The sequence below is a fragment of the Kribbella sp. NPDC023855 genome (genome assembly GCF_040639475.1).
Lineage (GTDB): Bacteria > Actinomycetota > Actinomycetes > Propionibacteriales > Kribbellaceae > Kribbella.
The window spans coordinates 491,941-514,964 of record NZ_JBFAAA010000004.1; the positions used below are offsets into that span (position 1 = coordinate 491,941).

The following is a 23,024-nucleotide window of genomic DNA, read 5'->3' on the forward strand; positions in this document are numbered from 1 at the left end:
AACGCCCACCTTGTCCAGGCATGGTCCATTTCGAGAATTGCGGGTAATTTGTCCGGACGTTGCGGAGCGGACCAGCGCGACCGCAGTGCGTGATTGTTGGGCGAAGCAATAACCGCCGGGTTCTCGTTCTAGAGTTGGGGAGTGGACAGCGCAGCGAGTTGGCGGGAGCAGCGGCGGGAAGCGGCGGCGGCGCAAGGCGCTGCCCTCGAGCGGCGTAAGGCGGAGGAGACCGCGAAAGCTCGCGCATTACTGGCCGGGTTCGTTCAGGAAATGCAGGCGCGGGGGATCGAACCGCACCAGTTGCGGGCCCCGGTGGTGGGCTCCGGCACCACCTATCGGACTTCAATTACCGGCTGGTATTTGCGCCGTAATCGGTCCCTCGGGGTCGATGCTGAGGGCAACTTCTATGTGTTGGGTACGCCGGCCGGCCTGAAGGCGCGGCTGTTCGGAGTACAGGTTCTGCCGTCGGATCCGCCGCTGGTGGTCGGGCTGGGGGCGCGGGACGGGGAATCGCTGCCGCTGGAGCAGTTGCTGCGGATGCGGCTCGACGAAGCCGGCGGGTGAAAATCCGGTTGCGGGTCGCCGGCCGGCGCTGCTAGCGTCGCCGGTCTGTCTTTTCGGGTGGCTTCGCAGCACTGCGTGAAGGATCGAATCGAACCGGGCTCCGGGGCGGGATCTTCAAGATCGCCGCCGGTCCGCCGTTCGTACGCCTACACGAGTCGAGGCTTGTCAGATGGTCGAATCCGCACTGCTCCCTGCCGGTTCCGATCCCGGCTCCGCTGAGCTCGAGGCCGAGCAGGCCTTTCTCGCCGAGGCCCGGGCCGCGCTGGCCCGGATGCATCTGGAGGTGGAGGAACGCGACGTCCCGCTGATCGGCGGCGAGGACAACGACGAGCGCTTCACCAACGAGGCGAACGAACGCGCCAAGCGGCAGCGCACCCTGGCGCTGCAGGACCTCCCCGACGTACCGCTGTTCTTCGGGCGGCTCGACTACGAGGCCGGCACCATCGAGGAGATCGACCGGATCTACATCGGCCGCCGGCACGTGCACGACGGCAGTGGTTCACCACTCGTCATCGACTGGCGGGCGCCGGTGTCCGTGCCGTTCTACCGGGCCACGCGGAGCGATCGGCAACGCGTGCTGCTGCGCCGCCGCTACGGCTTCTCCGATGTTGCCGAGCTGTCCGGTTTCGAGGACGAGCCGATGATCGGCGCGGGGGAGACCGATCAGGCCGACGCCTTCCTGCGCGCCGAGATCGAACGCCCGCGCACCGGACCGATGCGCGACATCGTGGCCACCATCCAGCCGGAGCAGGACGACCTGGTCCGCGCGCCGCTGCACCCGAGCGTCTGCGTGCAGGGCGCCCCCGGTACCGGCAAGACGGCCGTCGGACTGCACCGCGTGGCGTACCTGCTCTACACCGAACGGGAGCGGCTGAGCCGCGGCGGCGTCGTGATCGTCGGGCCGAACCGCTCCTTCCTGTCCTACATCCGCAAGGTCCTGCCGGCGCTCGGCGAGGTCGACGTACGGCAGATCACCATCGAGGAGCTGATCAGCCGGCCCGCCACGGCGGTGGACGAGCCGACGGCCGCGCGACTCAAGAGTGACGCCCGGATGGCCGCCGTACTGCGACGCGCCCTGTGGTCCCACGTCGTCGCGCCGACCGAGGGAATCCTTTACAGCAAGGGATCCCAGCGATTCCGGGTGCACGACTACCAGGTCGCGGAGATCGTAGCCGCCCTGCGTGAGTCGACCCGGTACGCGCCCGGCCGCGACGCGCTCGCGCAGCGGATCGCCCACGCAGTACTGGTGCTGATGGAGCAACGTGGGGAGTCGCCGGACGATCGCGTGCAGAACGCGGTCGCTCGGTCGAAGCCGGTGAAGGCGTTGCTCGATGCGGTATGGCCCCGCGTGACGCCCGAGCAGGTGCTGCACCGGTTGCTGTCGGATGCGGAGTTCCTGGCTCAGGCGGCGGGTGACGACTTCACCGAGGACGAACGCGCCGCGCTGCTGTGGCAGAAGCCGGCCCGCTCCTGGAAGTCGGCGAAGTGGTCGGCCGCGGACATCTTGCTCCTCGACGAGCTCACCGATCTGATCGAACGCAGTTCCGGTTCGCTCGGCCATCTCGTCCTGGACGAAGCGCAGGATCTGTCGGCCATGCAGCTGCGCGCGCTCGGCCGTCGCGGCCGGACCGGCTCGGTGACAGTTCTCGGCGACCTCGCCCAGGCGACCAGCCCGTGGGCGGCCGGCCCCTGGGAGCGGGTCCTGGGTCATCTCGACAAGCCCGACGCGCTGGTGGTCGAGCTCGACCGAGGCTTCCGCGTCCCCGACCAGATCATCAACTTCGCGGCGAAACTGCTGCCCCGGATCGCGCCCACGCTCGGCGTACCGCGAGGAGTCCGGACCGTCGCCGACGCGCTGAGCATCCTCGAGACCGACGAACCGAGCTTCACCGATGCCCTCGTCTCCGCCTGCCGGAGCGCCCTCACCGGCCAGGGCTCGGTCGCACTCATTGCCGCCGACAACCAAATCACCCAGCTGTACGACGCACTCACCGCGGCCGGCCTGCAACCGGCTCTGCTCGGGACGACCGAGGACGAGATGGACACCACCCGGCTGGTCTGCGTCCCGGCCACCTTGGCCAAGGGCCTCGAGTTCGACTCGGTCATCGTCGCCGAGCCGACCCGGATCGCCACCGCCGAACCCCAAGGCCTGCAACGCCTGTACGTCGTCCTGACGCGCGCGGTCAGCTCACTCCAGATCATCCACGCGACACCGCTGCCTGCTCCCTTGAGTTAGCTACTTGCGCGGTTTCGGTCCGCTGGACCGGAGACTGCCGAGTCGCGACAAGGCGTCGAACCAGAAGCGTGCTCCGGGCACGGTCGCCAGCACCATCAGGGCCCAGCCGGCCAGGACGAGCAAGAGCGTCTGAATGTCCTGGCCGGTTCCCTGGTCCGGATCGGTGAGGCCGCGCTGGTCGAGCCAGTTGCAGGAGGCGTCGGGCAGCGTGCACGCGGACACGGTGCCCCAGCCGATCGGGAAGCCGGACGCGCGAACCTTCTGGATCTCTTCCCGCAGGTCGCTCAGGCAGTCGCCGGCGTCCTTGTCGGAGCAGTTGGCGGAGCTCGCGGCCTGACTGACGACAGTCTCCCGGAGCGCTTCGTCGGTGTAGAGGGAGCGGGTGATGCCGATCGCGTTGACGTTGAAGAGCACCACCAGGACGGCCGCGACACCGAGCGAGATCCAGCGGACGTGGCGCTTGTACCAGCCGGACACGCGGTCCATCTGGTCGTCGTACCACTGCTCGACGCTCTGCCGGAACTTGGTGATGTCGCCCTCGGCCTCGACCAGGAGTGCGAGCAGCGGCTTCTTCAACGGGTTGCTGTCCGGCCAGCCGACGATCGCGGCCTTGACCTGAGCGAACGTGGTGTCGCCGGACGAGTTGGGGACGAGAAGGTCCAGCAACGCGCGAGCGAAGGAACGGCTCGCGAGGTAGGAAGGAAGCCTTCGCCGGGCCGCGCCGCTCAGGCGGGCGTTCCCCGCGTTCGCGGGCAACGAGCCCTTGTCCGCGGTACGGGAGACGATCGGCTGCATCATCAACTGAGTGACCAGCGGCTCGGCCGGCTCATGCTGTTTCGGCGAAGGGCCGAGCGAAGTACGGCGTACGAGGTCCCTCAGTCCCAGCTTGAAATGACCGCCCCCGTCGACCAACGACCGGATCCCGCGCAGCAGATACTCACCTCGCAACCCCATGAACCGCGCCACGCTCTCGGTCAAGACCGACACCACCGCCGAAAGCGCCCCGAACACCAACACCAACCCAAGCGCGGTCTGAACCACCAAGCTGTCCATGGGGTCCATCGTCGTCGACCGGGGCCTTTCCGGCCTAACACCTCGGTGTGGCATCGTGAGGTGATGAGTATCGAGGTGCGTCCGGCGTCGGTTTTCGAGGATGTGCGGGCTGTGCTGGGGCCGAAGTCGCCTGATTCCAATGTCTGTTGGTGTCTGAGCTACCGGATTCCGTCGAAGCTGAACAACGAGCTGCGGGGGCCGGCTCGTGGTGAGTACGTCGCTGGGCTGTGTGGTCAAGAGCCCGCTCCGGGGGTCCTGGCGTACGACGGTGATGAGCCGGTCGGCTGGGCTGCCGTGGCGCCGCGGGCGGAGACCACGTTCGCGAAGAACCGGAAGATCCCGCACGTCGACGATCTGCCGGTGTGGTCCCTGTGGTGCGTCCGGGTCCGTCCAGGTCACCGGAAGTCCGGTCTCTCGCACGTACTGATCGAAGGTGCGGTGGAGTTCGCTCGCGACCACGGCGCACCGGTGGTGGAGGCCTATCCGCTCGACAACGGCGACGCCAAGGTCGACCTGACGATGGCGTACGCGGGGATCCGGAAGAACTTCGAGCGCGCGGGGTTCGTCAAGGTCGCCGACACCAGCTCGGTGCTGGCCGGCCATCCCCGGGTCCTGATGCGCCTCGACCTGCGCTGAAACCACAAACGGCGCCCGGAGACCGGGCGCCGTTCGTGATTGGTGCTGCGTCAGCTCAGGCTGGCCAGCGCGTCGTTCCAGGTCTTGGAGGGACGCATGACGTCCGCGGCCTTGGCGGAGTCCGGGTGGTAGTAGCCGCCGAGGTCGACCGGGTTGCCCTGGACGGCCAGGAGCTCGGAGACGATGGCCTGCTCGTTCGTGGCCAGCGTCTCGGCCAGTTCGGTGAAGGCCTTCGCCAGCTCGGCATCGTCGGTCTGCTTGGCCAGCTCCTGTGCCCAGTACAGGGACAGGTAGAAGTGGCTGCCCCGGTTGTCGATGCCACCGACGCGACGGGTCGGGGACTTGTCCTCGTTGAGGAACGTCGCGGTCGCGCGGTCCAGGGTGTCCGCGAGCACCTGGGCGCGCGCGTTGCCGGTGGTCTGGGCCAGGTGCTCGAAGCTCGCGGCCAGGGCGAAGAACTCGCCGAGGCTGTCCCAGCGCAGGTAGTTCTCCTTCACCAGCTGCTGGACGTGCTTCGGCGCCGAGCCACCCGCGCCGGTCTCGAACAGACCGCCGCCGGCCATCAACGGGACGACCGACAGCATCTTCGCGCTGGTGCCCAGCTCGAGGATCGGGAACAGGTCGGTCAGGTAGTCACGCAGCACGTTGCCGGTGACCGAGATGGTGTTCTCACCGCGGCGGATCCGGTCCAGCGAGTACTTGATCGCCTCCACCGGCGCCAGGATCTTCAGGTCCAGCCCCTCGGTGTCGTGCTCGGTCAGGTACTGCGTGACCTTCGCGATCAGCTTCGCGTCGTGCGCCCGCGTCTCGTCCAGCCAGAACACCGCCGGGTCACCGGTGGCCCGGGCCCGGGTGACGGCCAGCTTGACCCAGTCGCGGATCGGCGCGTCCTTGGTCTGGCAGGCCCGGAAGATGTCGCCCTCGGCAACTTCCTGCTCCAGTACGACGTTGCCGTCGGCATCCACCACGCGAACCGTGCCGGCGGCCGCCAGCTCGAAGGTCTTGTCGTGGCTGCCGTACTCCTCGGCCTTCTGCGCCATCAGGCCGACGTTCGGCACCGAGCCCATCGTGGCCGGGTCGAAGGCGCCGTTCGCGCGGCAGTCGTCGAGGACGACCTGGTAGATCCCGGCGTAGCTGCTGTCCGGCAGCACCGCCAGCGTGTCGTGCTCGGCGCCGTCCGGGCCCCACATGTGGCCCGAGGTGCGGATCATCGCCGGCATCGAGGCGTCCACGATCACGTCGGACGGCACGTGCAGGTTGGTGATGCCCTTGTCGGAGTCCACCATCGCCAGCGCCGGACCATCGGCCAGCTCGGCGTCGAAGGAGGCCTTGATCGCGTCACCGTCCGGCAGCGCGGCCAGCCCGGCGTAGATCCCGCCGAGACCGTCGTTCGGGCTGAGACCGGCCGCGGCCAGCGTCTCGCCGTACTGGGCGAACGTCTTCGGGAAGAAGGCGCGGACCACGTGGCCGAAGACGATCGGGTCGGACACCTTCATCATGGTGGCCTTCAGGTGCACCGAGAACAGCACGTCCTCGGCCTTCGCCCGGGCCAGCTGGGCGGTCAGGAACTCGCGCAGCGCGGCGACGTGCATGACGGAGGAGTCGACCACCTCGCCGGCCAGCACGGGAATCGACTCCCGCAGTACGGTCGTCTCGCCGTCGGCGGAGGCGAACTCGATCCGCAGCGTGGTGTCGGCCTCCAGCACCACCGACTTCTCGGTCGAACGGAAGTCGTCGTGACCCATCGTCGCGACGTTGGTCTTCGAGTCGGCCGACCAGGCACCCATCCGGTGCGGGTGGGTCTTGGCGTAGTTCTTCACCGAAGCGGGCGCGCGGCGGTCGGAGTTGCCTTCGCGCAGTACCGGGTTGACGGCCGAGCCCTTGGTGCTGTCGTAGCGGGCGCGGATGTCGCGCTCCTCGTCGGTCTTCGGCTCGTCCGGGTACTCCGGCAGCGCGTAGCCCTGGCTCTGCAGCTCCGCGATCGCGGCCTTGAGCTGGGGGATCGAGGCGGACACGTTCGGCAGCTTGATGATGTTCGCCGCCGGCGTCTTGGCCAGCTCGCCGAGCTCGGCGAGGTCGTCGGAGATCCGCTGGTCCTCGGTCAGGTGGTCGCCGAAGACGGCGATGATCCGCCCGGCCAGCGAGATGTCCCGGGTCTCGACGCCCACCCCGGCCTGCGCGGCGTACGCCTGGATCACCGGCAGCAGCGAGTACGTCGCCAGCGCCGGGGCCTCGTCCGTGTGGGTGTAGATGATGGTCGACTCAGTCACTCGCGTCTGTCCTCTGCTCCGTCGATGCTTCCCCCCGGGGTTACCCCACGGCGGCACCCCCACCTTAGTAGGCCCACCGCCCACCCCCAGCCCAGAGTGGCGATGCTCACCACCCACACCCCCCACCCGCCCACCCCGGGCTCGTGACGCTGCGCGTCACCTCGCGGTGAGCGGCGGACATCGCGGGTGCCGCCTCCGGCTCGTTACGCTTCGCGTCACCTCGCGCCGGGAGAAGGCAGGCGCCCGGCCGCCGACCTCGGGCTCGTGACGCTGCGCGTCACCTCGCAGGTGTCCGGCGGGCATCGGGTGGTGCAGCCTCCGGGGCTCGTGACGCTGCGCGTCACCTCGCGCCGGGGGAGGCGGGCGCCCGGCTGCTGGCCGCGGGCTCGTGACGCTGCGCGTCACCTCGCGAACAAGATCAGCGAGATGCCGGCCGCCTCCGCCGGCTCGTGACGCTTCGCGTCACCTCGCAGGTGGAAGAGGGGGCGCGGCGGGGCGGGGCCGCCATCGAGTGGATCCAAGCGCACCGAGCGCACCCAGCGCATCCGGCAAACCGAGCGCACCGAGCGCATCCGGCAAACCGAGCACACCGAGCACATACAGCGCACCGAGCGCACCGAGCGCACCCAGCGCATCCGGCAAACCGAGCACACCGAGCACACCGAGCACACACAGCACACCGAGCACACACAGCGCACCGAGCGCACCCAGCGCACCCAGCGCATCGGCGCATCGGAGGGGAGGGGCCGAGGTCTTCCGTGGGTGGGGAAAGGGGGTTATGTTCTCGGGAGTGTGAGAGCGCTCTCACTTCCTCTACCGCCCCGGAGGTAACACGTGATGTCAACCCTGCAGAGAAGTCGCCGATCGCGTTGGCGCGCGGCGGCTGTGGCGCTCGTTCTGGCCGTCAGTTCGACCCTCCTGGTGGGTGGCGTGGCGACGGCAGCTGACGACTACACGCAGTCAGCCACGTCGCTCAACGCGACCCAGGCCCAGATCGCGTTCACCCCGACCACGCCCGCGCAGTACGTCGACGTCCACTACACCGGCACCGCCCAGGGTCAGCAGAACGTCCGCATGATGCTGAGCGGCGGCACCTGGCGAACGACGGTCAGCGGGCTGTCCACCGGCACCGTCATCGACTACTGGTTCACCTACGAGAAGAGCGGACCGCAGTACGACACTCCGCACTTCAGCTACACACACGGCGATACGACCACGCCCGCTGTCGCTACGCCGGCCTTCTCGCCGGCCGGCGGCACCTACAGCGCGGCGCAGACAGTGACCATCTCGACGGGCACCGCGGGGTCGACCATTCGGTACACGGTCGACGGGTCGACGCCGACCGCCTCCTCGACCCTGTACTCCGGTCCGATCAGCGTGGCGTCGACACGGACGGTCAAGGCGATCGGGTTCAAAGCCGGGCTGGCGGATTCCGCGGTGGCGAGCGCGACGTACACGATCGGCAGTACGCCGACCAGTTGCCCGACGCAGCCCGATGTCCCCAATTTCGGCCCGAACACGCGAATCTTCGACCCGGGCATGCCGGCCGCGACCATCCAGGCGCAGCTCGATGCCGACTTCAACGCCCAGAAGGACACCCTGACCGCGCAGATGGCCAACCGCCGGGTCGCGCACCTGTTCAAGCCGGGCAGTTACAGCGTGCACGACGACGTCGGCTACTACACCTCGGTCGCCGGGCTCGGCCAGAATCCGGGTGACGTGGTCATCAACGGCGCCATCACCGTCGACGCCTTCAACGAGTCCGACCAAGGCGTGGCGCTGCAGAACTTCTGGCGGTCCGCGGAGAACATGGCTGTGAACCCGATCGGCGGCTCCAACCGCTGGGCGGTCGCGCAGGCGGCGCCGTTCCGCCGGATGGACATCCGCGGCAACCTGCAGCTCTACCCGGCCAGCTACGGCTTCGCCAGCGGCGGCTACATCGCCGACTCGAAGGTGTCCGGCCAGACTGCCTCCATCTCGCAGCAGCAGTGGTACACCCGGGACAGCAACCTCGGCAGCTGGTCCGGTGGCGTCTGGAACATGGTCTTCTCCGGTACGCCGGGCGCTCCGCCGACCACGTTCCCGAATCCGCCCGAGACGACTCTGGCCACCACGCCGGTCTCCCGCGACGTGCCTTACCTGTACCTCGACAGCGCCGGCAAGTACCGCGTGTTCACCCCGTCGCTGCGCACCAACGCGTCCGGCGCGAGCTGGGCGAACGGCTCGACTCCCGGGACCTCGATCCCGATGAGCCAGTTCTACGTGGTGAAGGCGGCCGACACCGCGTCGACCATCAACACCGCGCTCGCGTCGGGCTGCCACCTGTTCTTCACCCCCGGCATCTACCACCTCAACCAGACGCTCAACGTGACCAAGGCCAACACCGTCGTCCTCGGCATCGGCTACCCGACGCTGATCCCCGACCACGGGGTCAACGCGATGCAGGTCGCCGACGTGGACGGCGTACGGATCAAGGGGCTGCTGTTCGACGCCGGCACCACCAAGTCGGCCGCGCTGCTGACCGTCGGACCGGCCGGATCCTCAGCCGGCCACGCGGCGAACCCGACCACGTTGCAGGACGTCTTCTTCCGGGTCGGTGGCTCGATCGCCGGTCACGCGACGACGAGTCTCGTGGTCAACAGCCACCACACGATCATCGACCACATCTGGGCCTGGCGGGCCGACCACGGCAACGCCGGGACCTGGGGCTGGACGCAGGCCACCGGCGACACCGGGCTGATCGTCAACGGGAACGACGTGCTGGCCACCGGTCTGTTCGTCGAGCACTACCAGAAGACCCAGGTGATCTGGAACGGTCAGCGCGGCAAGACGATCTTCTTCCAGAACGAGATGCCGTACGACGTACCGAACCAGGCGAGCTGGAACCGCCCCAGTGGCCGCAACGGGTACGCCGCGTACAAGGTGGCTGATCACGTCACCTCGCACGAGGCGTGGGGGCTGGGCAGCTACAACTTCTTCAACGTCAACCCGTCGGTGAACGCCTACAACGCCTTCGAGGCGCCGAACAACCCGAGTGTGCGGTTCCACAGCCTGTGCACGGTCTCACTGAACTACCAGGGCACGATCACCCATGTCATCAACGACACCGGTGCCGTCACGCCGCCAGGCACGGTTCCGGTGAACGTGGTGAGCTACCCATGACCTGGCGCGCCGCATAGTCGAGCGGTCGGTGGGCACGGTGGGGAGATGACTGTCTACGGTTTTCACGCCTCACATGAGCAGGTGCCGCCCACCGACCTGCTCGCCGCCGTGGTCCGGGCCGAGCAGGCCGGGTTCACGGCGGCGATGTGTTCGGACCACTTCAGCCCGTGGAGCGAGCGGCAGGGCGAGTCCGCTTTCGCCTGGTCCTGGCTCGGCGCCGCCCTGCAGGCCACCGGCCTGTCGTTCGGCGTGGTGAACGCGCCGGGGCAGCGGTACCACCCGGCCATCATCGCGCAGGCGATCGGCACCCTGGGTTCGATGTACCCCGGCCGGTTCTGGGCCGCGCTCGGATCGGGCGAGGCGAGCAACGAGCACATCACCGGTGGCGGCTGGCCGCGGAAGGAGATCCGGCAGCAGCGACTGGAGGAATGCGTCGAGGTGATCCGGCAACTCCTCCGTGGCGAGGAAGTGAGTCATGACGGCCTCGTCACCGTTGACCGGGCCCGGCTCTGGACACCCCCGGACGAGCCGCCGGCGTTGCTGGGTGCCGCCGTCTCCACAGCGACCGCCGAGCGGTGTGCCCACTGGGCGGACGGCATGATCACGGTGGCTGCCGATCCGGCTCACCTGCGCCGGATGATCTCGGCGTACAAGGACAACGGGGGCAAAGGCAAGGTGTGCCTGCAGGTGCATCTGAGTTACCACCCGGACGAGGACGAAGCCGTCCGGATCGCGCACGAGCAGTGGCGGACCAACGTGTTCGCGCCACCGCTGTGCTGGGACGTCGACTCGGCCGAGGTGCTCGACCAGGCCGCCGAGCACGTGCTGCCCGAGGCGATGCACGACGCCGTCCGGATCTCGTCCGACCCGGCCCGGCACGCCGAGTGGCTCAACGCGTACGCCGAACTCGGCTTCGACGCGATCTACCTGCACCACGTCGGGCGTGAGCAGTCGGAGTTCATCGATGTGTTCGGAGAGAAAGTCCTGCCCCAGCTGGAGGTGACCCGCCCGTGAGACTGACCGAGACCGCGGACGTCTGGTGGAAGAACGCCGTCGTCTACTGCCTGGACATCGAGACCTTCTTCGACACCGACGGCGACGGCCGCGGCGACATCCGTGGGCTGTCCCAACGGATCGACCATCTGGCCGAGCTCGGCGTCACGTGTCTGTGGCTGATGCCGTTCTATCCGACGCCCGACCGCGACGACGGGTACGACATCACCGACTTCTACGGCGTCGACTCCCGCCTCGGCACGCACGGCGACCTGGTCGAGCTGATCACGCTCGCGAACGACCGCGGCATCCGGGTGATCGCGGACCTGGTCGTGAACCACACGTCCGACCAGCACCCGTGGTTCCAGAGCGCGCGGGCGTCGCGCAGTTCGAAGTACCGGGACTGGTACGTCTGGCGGGACGAGCCGCCGGCGGACGCCAGCGAGGGCATCGTCTTCCCGGACCAGGAGGACAGCCTGTGGCAGTACGACGAGCAGGCGGGGCAGTACTACCTGCACCAGTTCTACAAGCACCAGCCCGATCTCGACATCGCCAACCCGGAGGTGCGCGACGAGATCATGCGGATCATCGGGTTCTGGTTGCAGCTCGGGCTGTCCGGTTTCCGGGTGGACGCGGTGCCGTTCCTGCTGGAGACGAAGGGTTCGCAGGCGGCGCAGAACCTGCCTGTTCCGCACGACTATCTGCGGGACCTGCGGGCGTTCCTGAGCCGGCGCAGTGGGCAGGCGGTGCTGCTGGGCGAGGTCAACCTGCCGTACGAGCAGACGCGTGAGTTCTTCGGTGACGAGGACGGCGACGAGCTGACGATGTGCTTCGACTTCATCGGCATGCAGAAGCTGTACCTGTCGCTGGCGCGCTCGGATCCGGCGGAGCTGGTCAAGGCGCTGCGGGAGCGGCCGGTGCCGCCGGAGGAGGGGCAGTGGGGCCTGTTCGTCCGCAACCACGACGAGCTGACCCTGGACAAGCTGACCGAGGACGAGAAGCAGGAGGTCTTCGCCGCTTTCGGGCCGGACAAGGACATGCAGCTCTACGGTCGCGGCCTGCGCCGCCGGCTGCCGACGATGCTCGGTGGCGACCTGGCGCGGATCAAGATGGTCTACAGCCTGCTGTTCTCCCTGCCCGGTACGCCGGTCCTGTTCTACGGCGAGGAGATCGGCATGGGGGAGAACCTCAAGGCGGAAGGGCGGAACGCGGTCCGGAGCCCGATGCAGTGGACCAGCGACGTCAACGGCGGCTTCTCGACCGCCGATCCCGACCAGCTGGCCGGTCTGGTGGTCGAGGGCCCGCTGTCGCCCGAGCACGTCAACGTCGCCGCCCAGCGACGCGACCCGGACTCGCTGCTCAACTGGATCACCCTCCTGATCCGGCGCTACCGCGAGTCTCCGGAGCTGTCGTGGGGCGAGTGCACCGTCCTGGAGGTCGACGCGCCGTCGGTCTTCGCCCATCGGTCGGAGTACGAGGGCGGCGCGGTGATCGCCGTACACAACTTCGCCGACACGCCGGTCAAGATCACCCTTCCCGTCGCGGGTGCCGGGCCTGGTGTCCGGGTCGCTGACCTGCTCAGCGGCGAGACCAGCGAGGTCGAACCCGACGGCAGCCTGCGGCATTCGCTGGCCGGCTACGGCTCCTGCTGGCTGCGGGTACTGCGCCCGTACGACCGCTACATCATCTGACCCGTCCTGATTGACGCTCATCCAGAGGGGTACCGGCGGCTAGTAGCGAAAGGAGACAGCCATGCCCGCTGGATCGAACAAGAAGCGCGAACGGCAGTACGAGCACATCAAGGACGGCCTGAAGAAGCGCGGACGCAGCGAGGACAAAGCCGAGGAGATCGCGGCACGCACCGTGAACAAGGAGCGGGCGCGGTCCGGCGAGGCGAAGCAGAAGAGCAAGTCCTCCACCAACGACATGTCGTCGAGCCGCCGCGGTGGCCTGCGCTCGCACCAGGGGTCGCAAGGCCGGACCAAGGACCAGCTCTACAACGAGGCCAAGCAGAAGAAAATCAAGGGGCGGTCCAAGATGAGCAAGGCGGAACTCGAAAAGGCTGTCGGTCGCTAGTGTCGGAGCCGAGCTGGCAAGTCATCGACACAACCCCGCTGAGCGAAGCGGAAGTCCACGGCCTCGACGCCTACTGGCGGGCGGCCAACTACCTGTCGGTCGGGCAGATCTACCTGCTGGCCAACCCGTTGCTCGAGGAGCCGCTGCGGCCTGAGCACATCAAGCCGCGGCTGCTCGGGCACTGGGGTACGACGCCCGGACTGAACCTGATCTACACGCACCTCAACCGGGTGATCCGCCGGCGCGAGCGCGAGTTCATGTACGTGATCGGGCCGGGCCACGGCGGTCCGGCCATCGTCGCGAACACCTGGCTCGAGGGCAGCTGGACCGAGACGTACCCGAACACGGGGCAGGACGTCGCCGGTCTGACCAGGCTGTTCAAGCAGTTCTCCTTCCCCGGTGGGATTCCGAGCCACGTGGCACCCGAAGTACCGGGGTCGATCAACGAGGGTGGCGAGCTCGGCTACTCGCTCAGCCACGCCTATGGCGCGGCGTTCGACAACCCGCGACTCGTCGTCGCCTGCGTGGTCGGTGACGGTGAGGCGGAAACGGGGCCGCTGGCAACGTCTTGGCACTCCAACAAGTTCATCGACCCGCGCCGCGACGGTGCGGTGCTGCCGATCTTGCACCTGAACGGCTACAAGATCGCCAATCCGTCGCTGCTCGCGCGGATCGGTGACGAGGAGCTCACCGCGCTGCTGCGCGGCTACGGACACGAGCCCTACCTGGTCGAAGGCTCGGATCCGGCCGCCGTCCACCAGGCCTTGGCCGCCACGATGGACCGATGCCTGGACCGCATCGATGAAATCCAGCTGGAGGCCCGTACTTCGGCCGAGGGGACGCCGCGAGCCGCCTGGCCGATGATCGTCCTGCGGACCCCGAAGGGCTGGACCGGGCCGCAGGTGGTCGACGGCGAGCCGGTCGAGGACACGTGGCGGTCGCATCAGGTGCCGCTGTCCGGCGTACGGACGAACGAGGAACACCTTCGCCAGCTCGAAGAGTGGATGCGGAGCTACCGGCCGGAGGAGCTGTTCGAACCGTCAGGCCGGCCAGTCACCGGCGTGCTGGAGCTGGCTCCGCCCCCGGGGTTGCGGATGGGGTCGAGCCCGCACGCCAACGGTGGGCTGCTGACTCGCGATCTGGAGCTGCCGCCGGTCGCGGAGTACGCAGTACCGGTGAAGGCGCCCGGGGCTGAGGACGGCGAGCCGACCAAGGTGCTGGGCGGCTATCTGCGGGATGTCTTCACGGCCAACGAGACGCACCGGAACTTCCGGATGGTCGGGCCGGACGAGACGGAGTCGAACCGGTTGTCAGCGGTCTACGAGGTGACGGCCAAGGCGTGGAACGCCGGCCGGCTACCGACCGACTTACACCTGGCGCAGGACGGGCGAGTGCTGGAGATGCTCAGCGAGCACACCTGTCAGGGCTGGTTGGAGGGGTACCTGCTCACCGGGCGGCACGGCCTGTTCTCGTCGTACGAGGCCTTCGTGCACATCGTCGACTCGATGGTGAACCAGCACGCCAAGTGGCTGAAGACGGTGAACCGGCTGGACTGGCGCCGGCCGGTCCCGTCGCTGAACTATCTGCTGACGTCGCACGTCTGGCGGCAGGACCACAACGGGTTCTCGCACCAGGATCCCGGCTTCATCGACCACGTGGTGAACAAGAAGGCCGAGGTCGTCCGGGTCTACCTGCCGCCGGACGCGAACACGTTGCTGTCCACGATGGACCACTGCCTGCGGACCCGGAACTACGTCAATGTCGTTGTCGCAGGCAAGCAACCGCAACCGAACTGGCTCGACTGGGACGAAGCGGCGCTGCACTGCGCTCGCGGGATCGGCGTCTGGGACTTCGCCAGCAACGACAACGGTGAACCCGACGTGGTGATGGCCTGTGCCGGCGACGTACCGACGCTGGAGACGTTGGCCGCGGTCGACCTGTTGCGCGAACACTTGCCCCAGTTGAAGATCCGCGTCGTCAACGTGGTCGACCTGATGCGTCTGCAGGACGCCACCGAGCACCCGCACGGCCTGAGCGATCCGGACTACGACGCGCTCTTCCCACCCGGTACGCCGGTGATGTTCGCGTACCACGGTTACCCGTGGCTGATCCATCGGCTCACCTACCGGCGGAACAACCACGCCGACCTGCATGTGCGCGGCTACATCGAGGAAGGGACGACGACCACGCCGTTCGACATGGTCGTGCTGAACAACCTCGATCGGTTCCACCTGGCGATGGACGTGATCGACCGGGTGCCGTCGTTGCGCAGCCGGGCGAGCTCGCAACGGCAGTGGTTCGCCGACCAGCGGACCCGCCATCGCGCGCACGTCACCACCTACGGGGAAGACCTCCCCGAAGTGCGCGACTGGCGCTGGAGCCGCTAACCGGCCTCACTGCGAGGCCGGGCGCCGGCATCCCAGCTGTCCAACAGTTGCTGGGCGAACAGGTTGTCCAGACCCAGACAGCAGGCAGCGCCGAACAAGATGTCGGCGGTGGCCTCGGGATGCTCCTGGGCGTAGGAGTCGCACAGATCGTGCGCCGCGATCTGCTCGTGAACCGCGTCGGCCTCGACATGTTCGGTGAAGTAGCGCGCGGCGGCCGGGTCGGCGCCGAGACGAGTCGCGCCGGCGGCGTACCGGCGGTTGGGCAGGGTCGAGGTCATCTCCAGGGCCGCCAGGTGACCCAGCAGGGCGCCGGTCCAGCGGCGGTGCAGGGCGAAGAAGGACATGACGTTGGAGATCGCCAGCGTGACGGCCGGTACGTCGGCGACGTACCGGCCGTAGCTGTCGTCGAGGCCGAGCCAGCGCATAGTCGTCCGGAAGAGCTCGGCATGCATGCGCTCCGGCCGGCCGCCGCCGTACTCGTCGGCCTGGATCTCCACCAGGGCAGCCTTGGTCGCACCCTCCAGCCGGGGGATGCCGAAGCTGTGCGGGTCGGCCTCCTTGAGCTGGTAGACCGAGCGGTTCAGCACGAACTCACGGAACTCGTCCAGATCGGCATGACGATGCAGGTACGCCGCCAGCGGCGGGCCGTCGTCGGCGTCGATCAGCTCCCGCAACAACTGTGAGGGCCTGCCGCTGACCACATCCGGGCGGTAGGTGGCGCTCAGCCAGTCGAGCCAGGGGCGCTCGAGCTCGGCGCGGAAGGCCAGCACGTCGAGATCCCACTCGGCCGACTCCTCGACGTCGTCGAAGCCGCGGTAGTGCAGCTCGTAACAGCACCACAGGGCGAGTTGCAGGTCCTCGTCGGCCCACGGCAGGCCGTCCTGGGTCTCGACCGCGGGCGGCGGAACGGGCCGGCCGCCCCGCAGGTGGTTCGTCAACCAGTGGGTGAGCGGCCCGCGGGATGGGGGCAGGTGCATGTGGTTCCTCCTTCGACCAGCCGCAGGTACCCGCCAGATCGATGCCACAAGCACTTTTCGCACAAGATCGGCAGGGGTACCGGTCCGGCATGAGTGATTCGCCTGGAGAAGACGTCGCCGTCATCCGCGCCTACGAGGACGGGCCATTGCTGGTGCGGGGCTCCTTCGAGCTGCGCGACGAGACCGGGGCGGTGATCGATCCCGGCAGGGCGACCATCGCGCTGTGTCGCTGCGGCAAGTCCGGACTGAAACCGCTGTGTGACGGTAGCCACGCGCTCACGAAGAGGCGGCCCCCGCGGGAGGGAGCGGCGTGAAATTCGTCGGGGCGCAGGAATGGGTGCCTTCCCGGGGCGGGCTGCCCAGCCTCGAGGCTGCACTGCCCGCCTGCCGCGGCTGCGATCTGTGGGAGGAAGCCGAGCAGGTCGTACCGGGGGACGGGCCCGCGAAAGCGCGGATGATGCTGGTCGGCGAGCAGCCCGGCGATGTCGAGGACAAAGAGGGGCGCGTGTTCGTCGGACCGGCCGGACGCCTGCTCGACAAGGCGCTGGCTGAGGCCGGCATCGATCGGGACGACGTCTACGTCACCAACGCGGTGAAGCACTTCCGGTTCGAGCGGCGAGGCAAGCGACGGATCCACAAGACGCCGGCCGTCAGTCACATCATTGCCTGCGGCCCTTGGTTGACGCGCGAACTGCAGATCGTGAAGCCCAGCCTGGTGGTCGTGCTCGGCGCGGTCGCCGCGCGGGCGTTGCTGGGCACAACCTTCCGGGTGACCGAGCATCGCGGCCAGCCTGTCGAGCTGCCGGACGGGACTGCCGCCGTGGCGACAGTCCATCCGTCGTCGGTCGTGCGTTCCGAGGAGTACCGCCGTGACTTCGGGCTCTTCGTCGACGATCTCCGCGCCGCCGCTGCCCTACTTGAGTGACCTGCGCAGCTCGGGCAGCACCTCGTCGCGGTAGAGCGACATCATGTCCACCGAGTGCGGGCCCATGTTCGCCACGTAGATCTCGTCGAACCCGGCCTCGACGTACGGCTTGAACGCCTCCAGATGGTCGTCGGCCTTCGGTCCCGCGGCTATCGACTTGGCGGTCTGCTCCTTGGTGACCAGCTGGCTCGCCTGCTCGAAGTGTCGCGGCGAAGGCAGCACCTGGGCGAGCTCGCCCGGCAGGCCCGAGTTGCCCCAGATCCGGTGCGCCTGCTCGACGCCTTCCTCGACCGTGGGTGCGTAGCTCACCTTGAAGCCCACCTGCGCCGGCTTGTCCCCGCCGCCGTGCTCACGGAACCGCTGCAGCAACTCCTTGTCCGGCGAGGTCGTGATGTAGCCGTCGGCGATCCGGGCGGCGACATCGGTCGCCTCCGGGCCGAAACCGGACATGTAGATCGGCAACGGCGAGTCGGGCCGGGTGTAGATCCGGGCGGTGTCGACCGTGTAGTGCTTCCCGCGATGGTTCACGAAACCGTCCTCGGTCCACAGCCGGCGCATGATCTCGACGGCTTCCTCGAGCATCTCCAGCCGGACGTCGACCGTCGGCCAGACATCGCCGAGGACGTGCTCGTTGAGCGCCTCACCGGTCCCGATCCCGAGCGTGAACCGCCCGTTCAGCAGTACTGCGCTGGTCGCGGCCGCCTGCGCGATGACGGCCGGGTGGATCCGTACCGTCGGGCACGTCACCGCCGTCGTCACCGGGAGCTCGCAGACCTGTGCGATCGCGCCGATCGTCGACCACACGAACGCGCTCTGGCCCTGTTCGTCGTTCCAGGGATGGAAGTGGTCGCTGATCCACAGACTGTCGAAGCCGGACTCCTCGGCCAGCCGGGCCTGCTCGATCAGCTGTGCCGGGGTGTACTCCTCGCTGGACAGGAAGTAGCCGATCTTCACTGTGCCTCCAAGTCTCGTCGGTATCGCCCCGGTGCCCAACCCGCGAGGCGATACACGCGAGATCTCAGCTGATGGCGGAGGCCATCCGGCGGAGCATTTCGGTGAGAAGTTCTTCACTTGTGCCGAAGTTCAGCCGGGTGAAGGCAATCGCTGCCGGGTCGTAGTTGCGGCCCGGACTGAGCGCGACACGGGCGTGGTCCAGGAAGAACTCCGCCGGCTCCTGGCCCAGGTTCGCCCCGGAGCAGTCGAGCCAGCCGACGTACGTCGCCTGTGGGGGAGTCCAGGTGACTCCTTCCGGCAGCTGCGCGTCGATGACGGCACGGTTCCGGTCGAGTTGGCGCAGTACGTCGTCGAGCCAGTCGTCGCCGAACGAGAAAGCTGCCTCGGAAGCAACCAGGCCGAGCAGGCCGACCTGGTCGTTGGTGATCGGCAGCCGCCGGAGGACATCCTGCGCGCGGTCGGACGCGGTCACCAGCAGGGCGGCCTTGAGTCCGGCGAGGTTGAAGGCTTTCGATGCCGAGGTCAACGAAATGCCGCAGGACCGGGCCGCGTCGGAGACTTCGAGCCAGGGCACGTGTTTGGCCCCCGGCAGGACGAGGGGTGCATGGATCTCGTCGGCCAGCACCCACGCGCCGTACTGCGCACAGAGGTCCGCGATCCGCGCCAGTTCGTCGTACGGGAGGGTGCGGCCGGTCGGGTTGTGCGGGTTGGCCAGGATCAGGATGTCGAGGCCGTCCCGCAGCTGTGCGGTCAGGCGGTCGAAGTCGAAGGAGCGGTCGGTGAGCAGTGGCATGGGGACCAGCGAGAAGCCCGCTGCCGGCAGTTGCTCGAAGAACGGGGGATAGGCGGCGGTCGCGAAACCGATCGACCCGCCGGGCGCGATCACCCGGCACAGCTCGATCAGTCCGACCATCACGTCCGGCACGAGCGTGACCCGGTCGGGATCGACCTTCCAGTCCAGCCTTCGCTGGGCGAAACCGGCGAACGCAGTACCGAGAGAGGACGGCTGGGACGAGACGTAGCCGAGGTCGCTGCGGGACACGGCGTCGTGCAGGGCGGCCGCGATCGGCTCGGCCAGCTCGAAATCCATCTCCGCCACCGTCGCGGCGATCACGCCCTCGCCGTGGCCGTACCACTTCTCGCTCCGCCGTTGTTGCAGCTCCTGCAGGGCAGGCACCTTGGGCATGTCGCTCCTCTCGGGGGTCGGCACCGGGCCATTACCCGGAAAGCGGCCGACTGATTGCTGCCGCGCCCTTCGGGTACCGGATCGCTGTCCAGATCATCCGTCAGGAGGTACTGCGATGAGCACCAACCCGATCCCCCCTGTGCCGCCGGCCGGCGGTGGGGACCCCGACAATCCGGACCCCGACAGCAGGCAGCCTGACATCGGCATCCGGCCGGACGACGACAGCCCGCTGACCGAGCCGGTACCTGAGCCCGAACCTAACACCGAAGAGGACCCGGACGACCAGCTTCCGCGCTGGTGACGACGGAGAGGCACTGAATGCGACTCGGCTACAAGTTGATCGCGGAGGCGTACTCGCCGACCGAGATCGTCGACCAGGCCGTGCGGGCCGAACAGGCCGGCTTCGACTTCGTGGAGGTCAGTGACCACTTCCATCCCTGGGTGCCGGAGCACGAGCACTCCGGGTTCGCCTTTTCGATGCTCGCCGCGGCGGCCGCCCGGACGTCACGGATCGAGCTCGCGACCGGGGTGACGTGCCCGTTCATCCGCTACCACCCGGCGATCGTCGCCCAGGCTGCCGCCACCACGGCACTTCTGGCCGGCGGCCGGTTCACCCTCGGCCTCGGGGCCGGTGAACGGCTCAACGAGCACGTGGTCGGGCAGGGCTGGCCGGCCGTTGCCCAGCGCCACGAAATGCTGCGCGAGGCGATCGAGATCATCCGGTTGCTGTGGAGCGGCGGTTACCAGTCGTACGAGGGCAAGCACCTGCGGCTGGAGGACGCGCGCGTCTTCGACCTGCCGGACCCGTTGCCCCGCATCGCCGTCGCGGCCGGTGGACCCGCGGCCGCCCGCCTGGCCGGAGAAGTCGGTGACGCGCTCTTCACCACCGAACCTCGCGCCGACCTCGTCACGGAGTACCGGAAGGCCGGCGGGCAAGGCCCCCGGTACGCCGAAGTGCCGCTGGCGTGGGCCCCCTCGGCCGAAGAGGCCGCGGAGTCTGCCCGGCGGCTGTTCCGGTTCGGCGTCACCGGGTGGAAGGTGCAGGCGGAACTGCCCAACCCGGTGAACTTCGACGCCGCCACCAAGCTGGTGACGGCGGACCACATGGCCGAGCAGTTCGGCTGTGGGCCGGACGTCGAGCGGCATGTCGAGGTCGCCAAGGAGTTTGTGGACGCCGACTACGACAACCTGGCGCTGATCAACGCCGGCCCGGACCCCGATGGCTTCTTCGCTTTCTTCGAGAAGGAGCTCGGACCGGCGCTGCGCGAACTCTGACCCCTCGTCAGGAGGGCAGGCGGCGGGTGTCGATCAGCTGCTGGGCGACATCGCGCAACTTGGTGTTGGTGTCCTGGGAATAGCGTTTCAGGATCGCGAACGCGCGATCGCCGTCAATGGCGAACCGCTCCATCAGGATGCCCATCGCCTGCCCGACCAGCTTCCGCGCGTCGACCGCCTGCGCCATCGACGCCTCGTGCCGGGCGGTGGCCACCGCGACCGAGGCGTGCCGGGCGAGGATGTACGCGATCGCCTCGTCGTCGGGGCCGAACGCGTCCGGGTTCGGGCTGTAGAGCCCGAGCACTCCGATGGTCCGGGTCCGGTGACTGCCCGCCACCAGCGGTACGTCGAGGACGCTGCGCACGCCCAGGGCCGCGACCTTGGCCGCCCACTCGGGCCATCGCTCCTCGGTGCCGGTGTCGACGATCTGCACCGAGATCCGGTCGCGCAGCGCGGTGACGAGGGGCCCCGTCTCGCTGGCGAGCTGCATCTCGAAGACCTCGGCGACCACCGGATCGGTCACGGCGGCGATCTCGGGCCGCGCGCCGCGCGAGTTGAGGGCGATCCCGGCGTACGAGCAGTTCAGGGCCTGCAGGGCGAACTGCGCGACCGCCTCGACGGTCTCGACGACGCCGTCGGCGTCGTGCAGTTCGACTGCCAGCCGCGCGAACGCGTCGGCCGTCTCCTGGGTGTCGGCCGGCTCGGGCCGTCCCAAGGGTGCGTCCGGGGCGCCCGCCTGGTCGGAGTGTTCCATGGTGGACATCATGCCAACACCGGCCGAAGTTACACCGGGCGCGTAAGGTGAGTCTTGTCCTTGGGCGCTGCGGCTGCCTGCCACGAGGCGGAGAAGGTCATGACAGACCATGCGGTGATCCTGGCTCGGCTGGCGCGGCTGGCCGCGGCGAACGCGCGGGACCGGCATCTGGCCGAGCGGTTGTGCGAGGCGTGCCGGCTGATCCTGAATGTCGACGCCGCCTCGATCACGGTCAGCAACGACACCTCGAGCAGGATCACCCTGGCCGCGACGAACCAGGTCGCGGCCCGGATGGAAGACCTGCAGGACGTGCTCGGCGAAGGGCCGTGTCACGACGCGTTCCGGACCGGCCAGGCAGTGGCCACCGGGCTGGACGAGGAGGCCGTCCGGCGCTGGCCCGAGTTCACCCGTGCGGCCCGCGCCTCGGTCGAGCCGCTCCAGATCCGCTGCTTCGCGATGCGGCCGGGCCAGCACGTCTTCGGCACCCTGAGCCTGTACGTCGCGGGCAGCTCGCGGGTCGCCGAGTCGGAGGAGACGGCCCAGTTCCTGGCCGACGCGATCGGTGCCGCGCTGCTGCGCGACCCGTCGGTCGACGCCGGCCTCACCGAGAGCGGGGCCTGGTCCTCGCGGGCGGCGATCCACCAGGCGACCGGGATGGTCATCGCGCAGCTACGGCTCAGCCCGGACGACGCGCTGGCGATCCTGCGGGCGCACGCCTACGCGCACGACACCACGCTGGCCGAGATCGCCGACCTGGTTATCACCCGTCGGCTCGACTTCTCGCAGGGAGACTGATGTCCACACACGATGACTCCGCCGCGCGCCGTACGGCCGGTGCGCTGCACGAACTGGCGCTCGCCAGCGCCGGCCTGCTCGGTGCGGGGGACGTCATCGGCATGACCACCTCGCTGCTGGCCGGTTGCACCCGCGCGACCGGAGCCTCGGCAGCCGGCATGGTGGTGGTCAGACCGGACGACGGACGGCTCGAGCTGCTCGCCTCGACCAGCCACCGCGCCCACGAGCTGGAGCTTTACCTGCTGCAGGTCGACGAAGGCCCGTGGGTCGACGCAGTACGGGCCCGTACTGCGGTGGCCGTGTCCGGTAGCCAGCAGATCGCGTCCCGCTGGCCGTCGGTGACTCATGCACTGCAGCGAGCCGGATATCAGGCGGTGTACGCGGCGCCGATGATGTGGCGAGGTGAAGCGCTCGGCGCCCTGAACCTGTTCTTCCGCGACGAAGGCTCCGCCGACGAGATCGGGGAGGTCGCCCAGATGTTCGCCGACCTGGTGACGCTCGCCATCGTCCACTCCGGTGGGGTGACCGGAGCAGACCTCGCGGACCGGTTCAGGGCGGCGCTGGACGAGCGGATCGTGATCGAACGCGCCAAGGGCGTGCTCGCGTACGTCGAGAACGTGCCGTTCGACGAAGCCTTCGAACTCCTGCTCGCGCTGGCCGGCGACACCGGCGAACCACTCGGCGAGGTGGCCGCCCGCATCATCGACAACGCTGTCGCCGCCGACTGACAGCCGGTCGCCGAGGCGTAGCCCTGAGTGGCCGAGCCTGGTTTGCCTGATCC

At 68.6% G+C, this 23,024-nt stretch carries 21 protein-coding genes; 14 read left to right on the forward strand and 7 right to left on the reverse strand.

Annotation, left to right across the window (positions count from 1 at the left end):
* The first annotated feature begins 141 nt into the window (after window positions 1–141).
* Together AB0F51_RS17525 and AB0F51_RS17530 are read left to right on the forward strand one after the other, a co-directional pair.
* On the forward strand, window positions 142–564 hold the full coding sequence (locus tag AB0F51_RS17525; RefSeq protein WP_360280939.1) for a hypothetical protein: 423 nt from the start codon (window positions 142–144) through the stop codon (window positions 562–564).
* Between the two features lie 169 nt (window positions 565–733).
* Window positions 734–2,800: an AAA family ATPase gene (locus AB0F51_RS17530; RefSeq protein WP_360280941.1), complete on the forward strand. Its 2,067-nt coding sequence runs from the start codon at window positions 734–736 to the stop codon at window positions 2,798–2,800.
* On the opposite strand, the gene AB0F51_RS17535 is transcribed toward AB0F51_RS17530, so the two are convergent.
* On the reverse strand, window positions 2,801–3,853 hold the full coding sequence (locus AB0F51_RS17535) for a hypothetical protein (RefSeq protein ID WP_360280943.1): 1,053 nt from the start codon (window positions 3,851–3,853) through the stop codon (window positions 2,801–2,803).
* A 63-nt stretch (window positions 3,854–3,916) separates the two neighbouring features.
* On the opposite strand from AB0F51_RS17535, the gene AB0F51_RS17540 reads away from it, so the two are divergent.
* Window positions 3,917–4,489, forward strand: coding sequence for a GNAT family N-acetyltransferase (locus tag AB0F51_RS17540; protein WP_360280945.1), 573 nt, complete (start codon window positions 3,917–3,919; stop codon window positions 4,487–4,489).
* A 50-nt stretch (window positions 4,490–4,539) separates the two neighbouring features.
* Here the strand turns inward: AB0F51_RS17540 and AB0F51_RS17545 are convergent, their stop codons facing one another.
* Window positions 4,540–6,759, reverse strand: a complete 2,220-nt coding sequence (locus tag AB0F51_RS17545; protein WP_360280947.1) for an NADP-dependent isocitrate dehydrogenase — start codon at window positions 6,757–6,759, stop codon at window positions 4,540–4,542.
* A 462-nt stretch (window positions 6,760–7,221) separates the two neighbouring features.
* Entirely contained in the window at window positions 7,222–7,446 is a 225-nt protein-coding gene (locus tag AB0F51_RS17550; RefSeq protein WP_360280949.1) for a hypothetical protein, read from the reverse strand.
* A gap of 243 nt (window positions 7,447–7,689) precedes the next feature.
* Between AB0F51_RS17550 and AB0F51_RS17555 the strand changes: the two genes are divergently transcribed.
* The 5 genes from AB0F51_RS17555 (at window position 7,690) to AB0F51_RS17575 (ending at window position 15,377) form a co-directional block, all read left to right on the forward strand.
* Window positions 7,690–9,921: a chitobiase/beta-hexosaminidase C-terminal domain-containing protein gene (locus tag AB0F51_RS17555; protein ID WP_360280951.1), complete on the forward strand. Its 2,232-nt coding sequence runs from the start codon at window positions 7,690–7,692 to the stop codon at window positions 9,919–9,921.
* Window positions 9,922–9,966: 45 nt separating this feature from the next.
* Complete coding sequence (locus AB0F51_RS17560; RefSeq protein ID WP_360280953.1) at window positions 9,967–10,935, forward strand: TIGR03885 family FMN-dependent LLM class oxidoreductase; 969 nt, start codon at window positions 9,967–9,969, stop codon at window positions 10,933–10,935.
* Complete coding sequence (locus AB0F51_RS17565) at window positions 10,932–12,605, forward strand: alpha-amylase family protein (protein WP_360280955.1); 1,674 nt, start codon at window positions 10,932–10,934, stop codon at window positions 12,603–12,605. The genes AB0F51_RS17560 and AB0F51_RS17565 overlap by 4 nt, the downstream gene beginning before the upstream one ends.
* Before the next feature lie 61 nt (window positions 12,606–12,666).
* Window positions 12,667–12,990 carry a plasmid stabilization protein gene (locus AB0F51_RS17570; RefSeq protein WP_360280957.1) on the forward strand — a complete coding sequence of 108 codons (324 nt, stop codon included), beginning with the start codon at window positions 12,667–12,669 and terminating at the stop codon, window positions 12,988–12,990.
* On the forward strand, window positions 12,990–15,377 hold the full coding sequence (locus AB0F51_RS17575) for a phosphoketolase family protein (RefSeq protein WP_360280959.1): 2,388 nt from the start codon (window positions 12,990–12,992) through the stop codon (window positions 15,375–15,377). Before AB0F51_RS17570 ends, AB0F51_RS17575 begins: the two co-directional genes overlap by 1 nt.
* Here AB0F51_RS17575 and AB0F51_RS17580 read toward each other — a convergent pair.
* Entirely contained in the window at window positions 15,374–16,354 is a 981-nt protein-coding gene (locus AB0F51_RS17580; RefSeq protein WP_360280961.1) for an iron-containing redox enzyme family protein, read from the reverse strand. The two genes, AB0F51_RS17575 and AB0F51_RS17580, sit on opposite strands and share 4 nt — an antisense overlap.
* A gap of 89 nt (window positions 16,355–16,443) precedes the next feature.
* Here AB0F51_RS17580 and AB0F51_RS17585 point away from each other — a divergent pair, with 89 nt between their 5' ends.
* Both AB0F51_RS17585 and AB0F51_RS17590 read left to right on the forward strand, forming a co-directional pair.
* Window positions 16,444–16,668: a CDGSH iron-sulfur domain-containing protein gene (locus AB0F51_RS17585; RefSeq protein ID WP_360280963.1), complete on the forward strand. Its 225-nt coding sequence runs from the start codon at window positions 16,444–16,446 to the stop codon at window positions 16,666–16,668.
* On the forward strand, window positions 16,665–17,279 hold the full coding sequence (locus tag AB0F51_RS17590; protein WP_360280965.1) for a UdgX family uracil-DNA binding protein: 615 nt from the start codon (window positions 16,665–16,667) through the stop codon (window positions 17,277–17,279). The genes AB0F51_RS17585 and AB0F51_RS17590 overlap by 4 nt, the downstream gene beginning before the upstream one ends.
* On the opposite strand, the gene AB0F51_RS17595 is transcribed toward AB0F51_RS17590, so the two are convergent.
* Window positions 17,268–18,233 carry a TIGR03557 family F420-dependent LLM class oxidoreductase gene (locus tag AB0F51_RS17595; protein ID WP_360280967.1) on the reverse strand — a complete coding sequence of 322 codons (966 nt, stop codon included), beginning with the start codon at window positions 18,231–18,233 and terminating at the stop codon, window positions 17,268–17,270. The two genes, AB0F51_RS17590 and AB0F51_RS17595, sit on opposite strands and share 12 nt — an antisense overlap.
* Before the next feature lie 64 nt (window positions 18,234–18,297).
* Entirely contained in the window at window positions 18,298–19,419 is a 1,122-nt protein-coding gene (locus AB0F51_RS17600; RefSeq protein WP_360280969.1) for an aminotransferase class I/II-fold pyridoxal phosphate-dependent enzyme, read from the reverse strand.
* Window positions 19,420–19,534: 115 nt separating this feature from the next.
* On the opposite strand from AB0F51_RS17600, the gene AB0F51_RS17605 reads away from it, so the two are divergent.
* The gene (locus tag AB0F51_RS17605; protein ID WP_360280971.1) at window positions 19,535–19,720 is read left to right on the forward strand and encodes a hypothetical protein; all 186 of its coding nucleotides are present in this window, start codon (window positions 19,535–19,537) and stop codon (window positions 19,718–19,720) included.
* Between the two features lie 17 nt (window positions 19,721–19,737).
* Entirely contained in the window at window positions 19,738–20,694 is a 957-nt protein-coding gene (locus tag AB0F51_RS17610; protein ID WP_360280973.1) for a TIGR03557 family F420-dependent LLM class oxidoreductase, read from the forward strand.
* Window positions 20,695–20,701: 7 nt separating this feature from the next.
* Here the strand turns inward: AB0F51_RS17610 and AB0F51_RS17615 are convergent, their stop codons facing one another.
* Complete coding sequence (locus AB0F51_RS17615) at window positions 20,702–21,448, reverse strand: GAF and ANTAR domain-containing protein (RefSeq protein ID WP_360280975.1); 747 nt, start codon at window positions 21,446–21,448, stop codon at window positions 20,702–20,704.
* A 99-nt stretch (window positions 21,449–21,547) separates the two neighbouring features.
* On the opposite strand from AB0F51_RS17615, the gene AB0F51_RS17620 reads away from it, so the two are divergent.
* The gene (locus tag AB0F51_RS17620) at window positions 21,548–22,243 is read left to right on the forward strand and encodes an ANTAR domain-containing protein (protein ID WP_360280977.1); all 696 of its coding nucleotides are present in this window, start codon (window positions 21,548–21,550) and stop codon (window positions 22,241–22,243) included.
* Window positions 22,243–22,971 carry a GAF and ANTAR domain-containing protein gene (locus tag AB0F51_RS17625; protein ID WP_360280979.1) on the forward strand — a complete coding sequence of 243 codons (729 nt, stop codon included), beginning with the start codon at window positions 22,243–22,245 and terminating at the stop codon, window positions 22,969–22,971. The genes AB0F51_RS17620 and AB0F51_RS17625 overlap by 1 nt, the downstream gene beginning before the upstream one ends.
* Window positions 22,972–23,024 lie beyond the last annotated feature (53 nt).

Bases quoted from the DNA above. Each gene is read 5' to 3' on its own strand.
- AB0F51_RS17530 (WP_360280941.1), top strand. From the start codon at position 734: ATGGTCGAATCCGCACTGCTCCCTGCCGGTTCCGATCCCGGCTCCGCT.
- AB0F51_RS17535 (WP_360280943.1), bottom strand. From the start codon at position 3,853: ATGGACAGCTTGGTGGTTCAGACCGCGCTTGGGTTGGTGTTGGTGTTC.
- AB0F51_RS17540 (WP_360280945.1), top strand. From the start codon at position 3,917: ATGAGTATCGAGGTGCGTCCGGCGTCGGTTTTCGAGGATGTGCGGGCT.
- AB0F51_RS17560 (WP_360280953.1), top strand. From the start codon at position 9,967: ATGACTGTCTACGGTTTTCACGCCTCACATGAGCAGGTGCCGCCCACC.
- AB0F51_RS17570 (WP_360280957.1), top strand. From the start codon at position 12,667: ATGCCCGCTGGATCGAACAAGAAGCGCGAACGGCAGTACGAGCACATC.
- AB0F51_RS17580 (WP_360280961.1), bottom strand. From the start codon at position 16,354: ATGCACCTGCCCCCATCCCGCGGGCCGCTCACCCACTGGTTGACGAAC.
- AB0F51_RS17585 (WP_360280963.1), top strand. From the start codon at position 16,444: ATGAGTGATTCGCCTGGAGAAGACGTCGCCGTCATCCGCGCCTACGAG.
- AB0F51_RS17600 (WP_360280969.1), bottom strand. From the start codon at position 19,419: ATGCCCAAGGTGCCTGCCCTGCAGGAGCTGCAACAACGGCGGAGCGAG.
- AB0F51_RS17605 (WP_360280971.1), top strand. From the start codon at position 19,535: ATGAGCACCAACCCGATCCCCCCTGTGCCGCCGGCCGGCGGTGGGGAC.
- AB0F51_RS17610 (WP_360280973.1), top strand. From the start codon at position 19,738: ATGCGACTCGGCTACAAGTTGATCGCGGAGGCGTACTCGCCGACCGAG.
- AB0F51_RS17615 (WP_360280975.1), bottom strand. From the start codon at position 21,448: ATGGAACACTCCGACCAGGCGGGCGCCCCGGACGCACCCTTGGGACGG.
- AB0F51_RS17620 (WP_360280977.1), top strand. From the start codon at position 21,548: ATGACAGACCATGCGGTGATCCTGGCTCGGCTGGCGCGGCTGGCCGCG.
- AB0F51_RS17625 (WP_360280979.1), top strand. From the start codon at position 22,243: ATGTCCACACACGATGACTCCGCCGCGCGCCGTACGGCCGGTGCGCTG.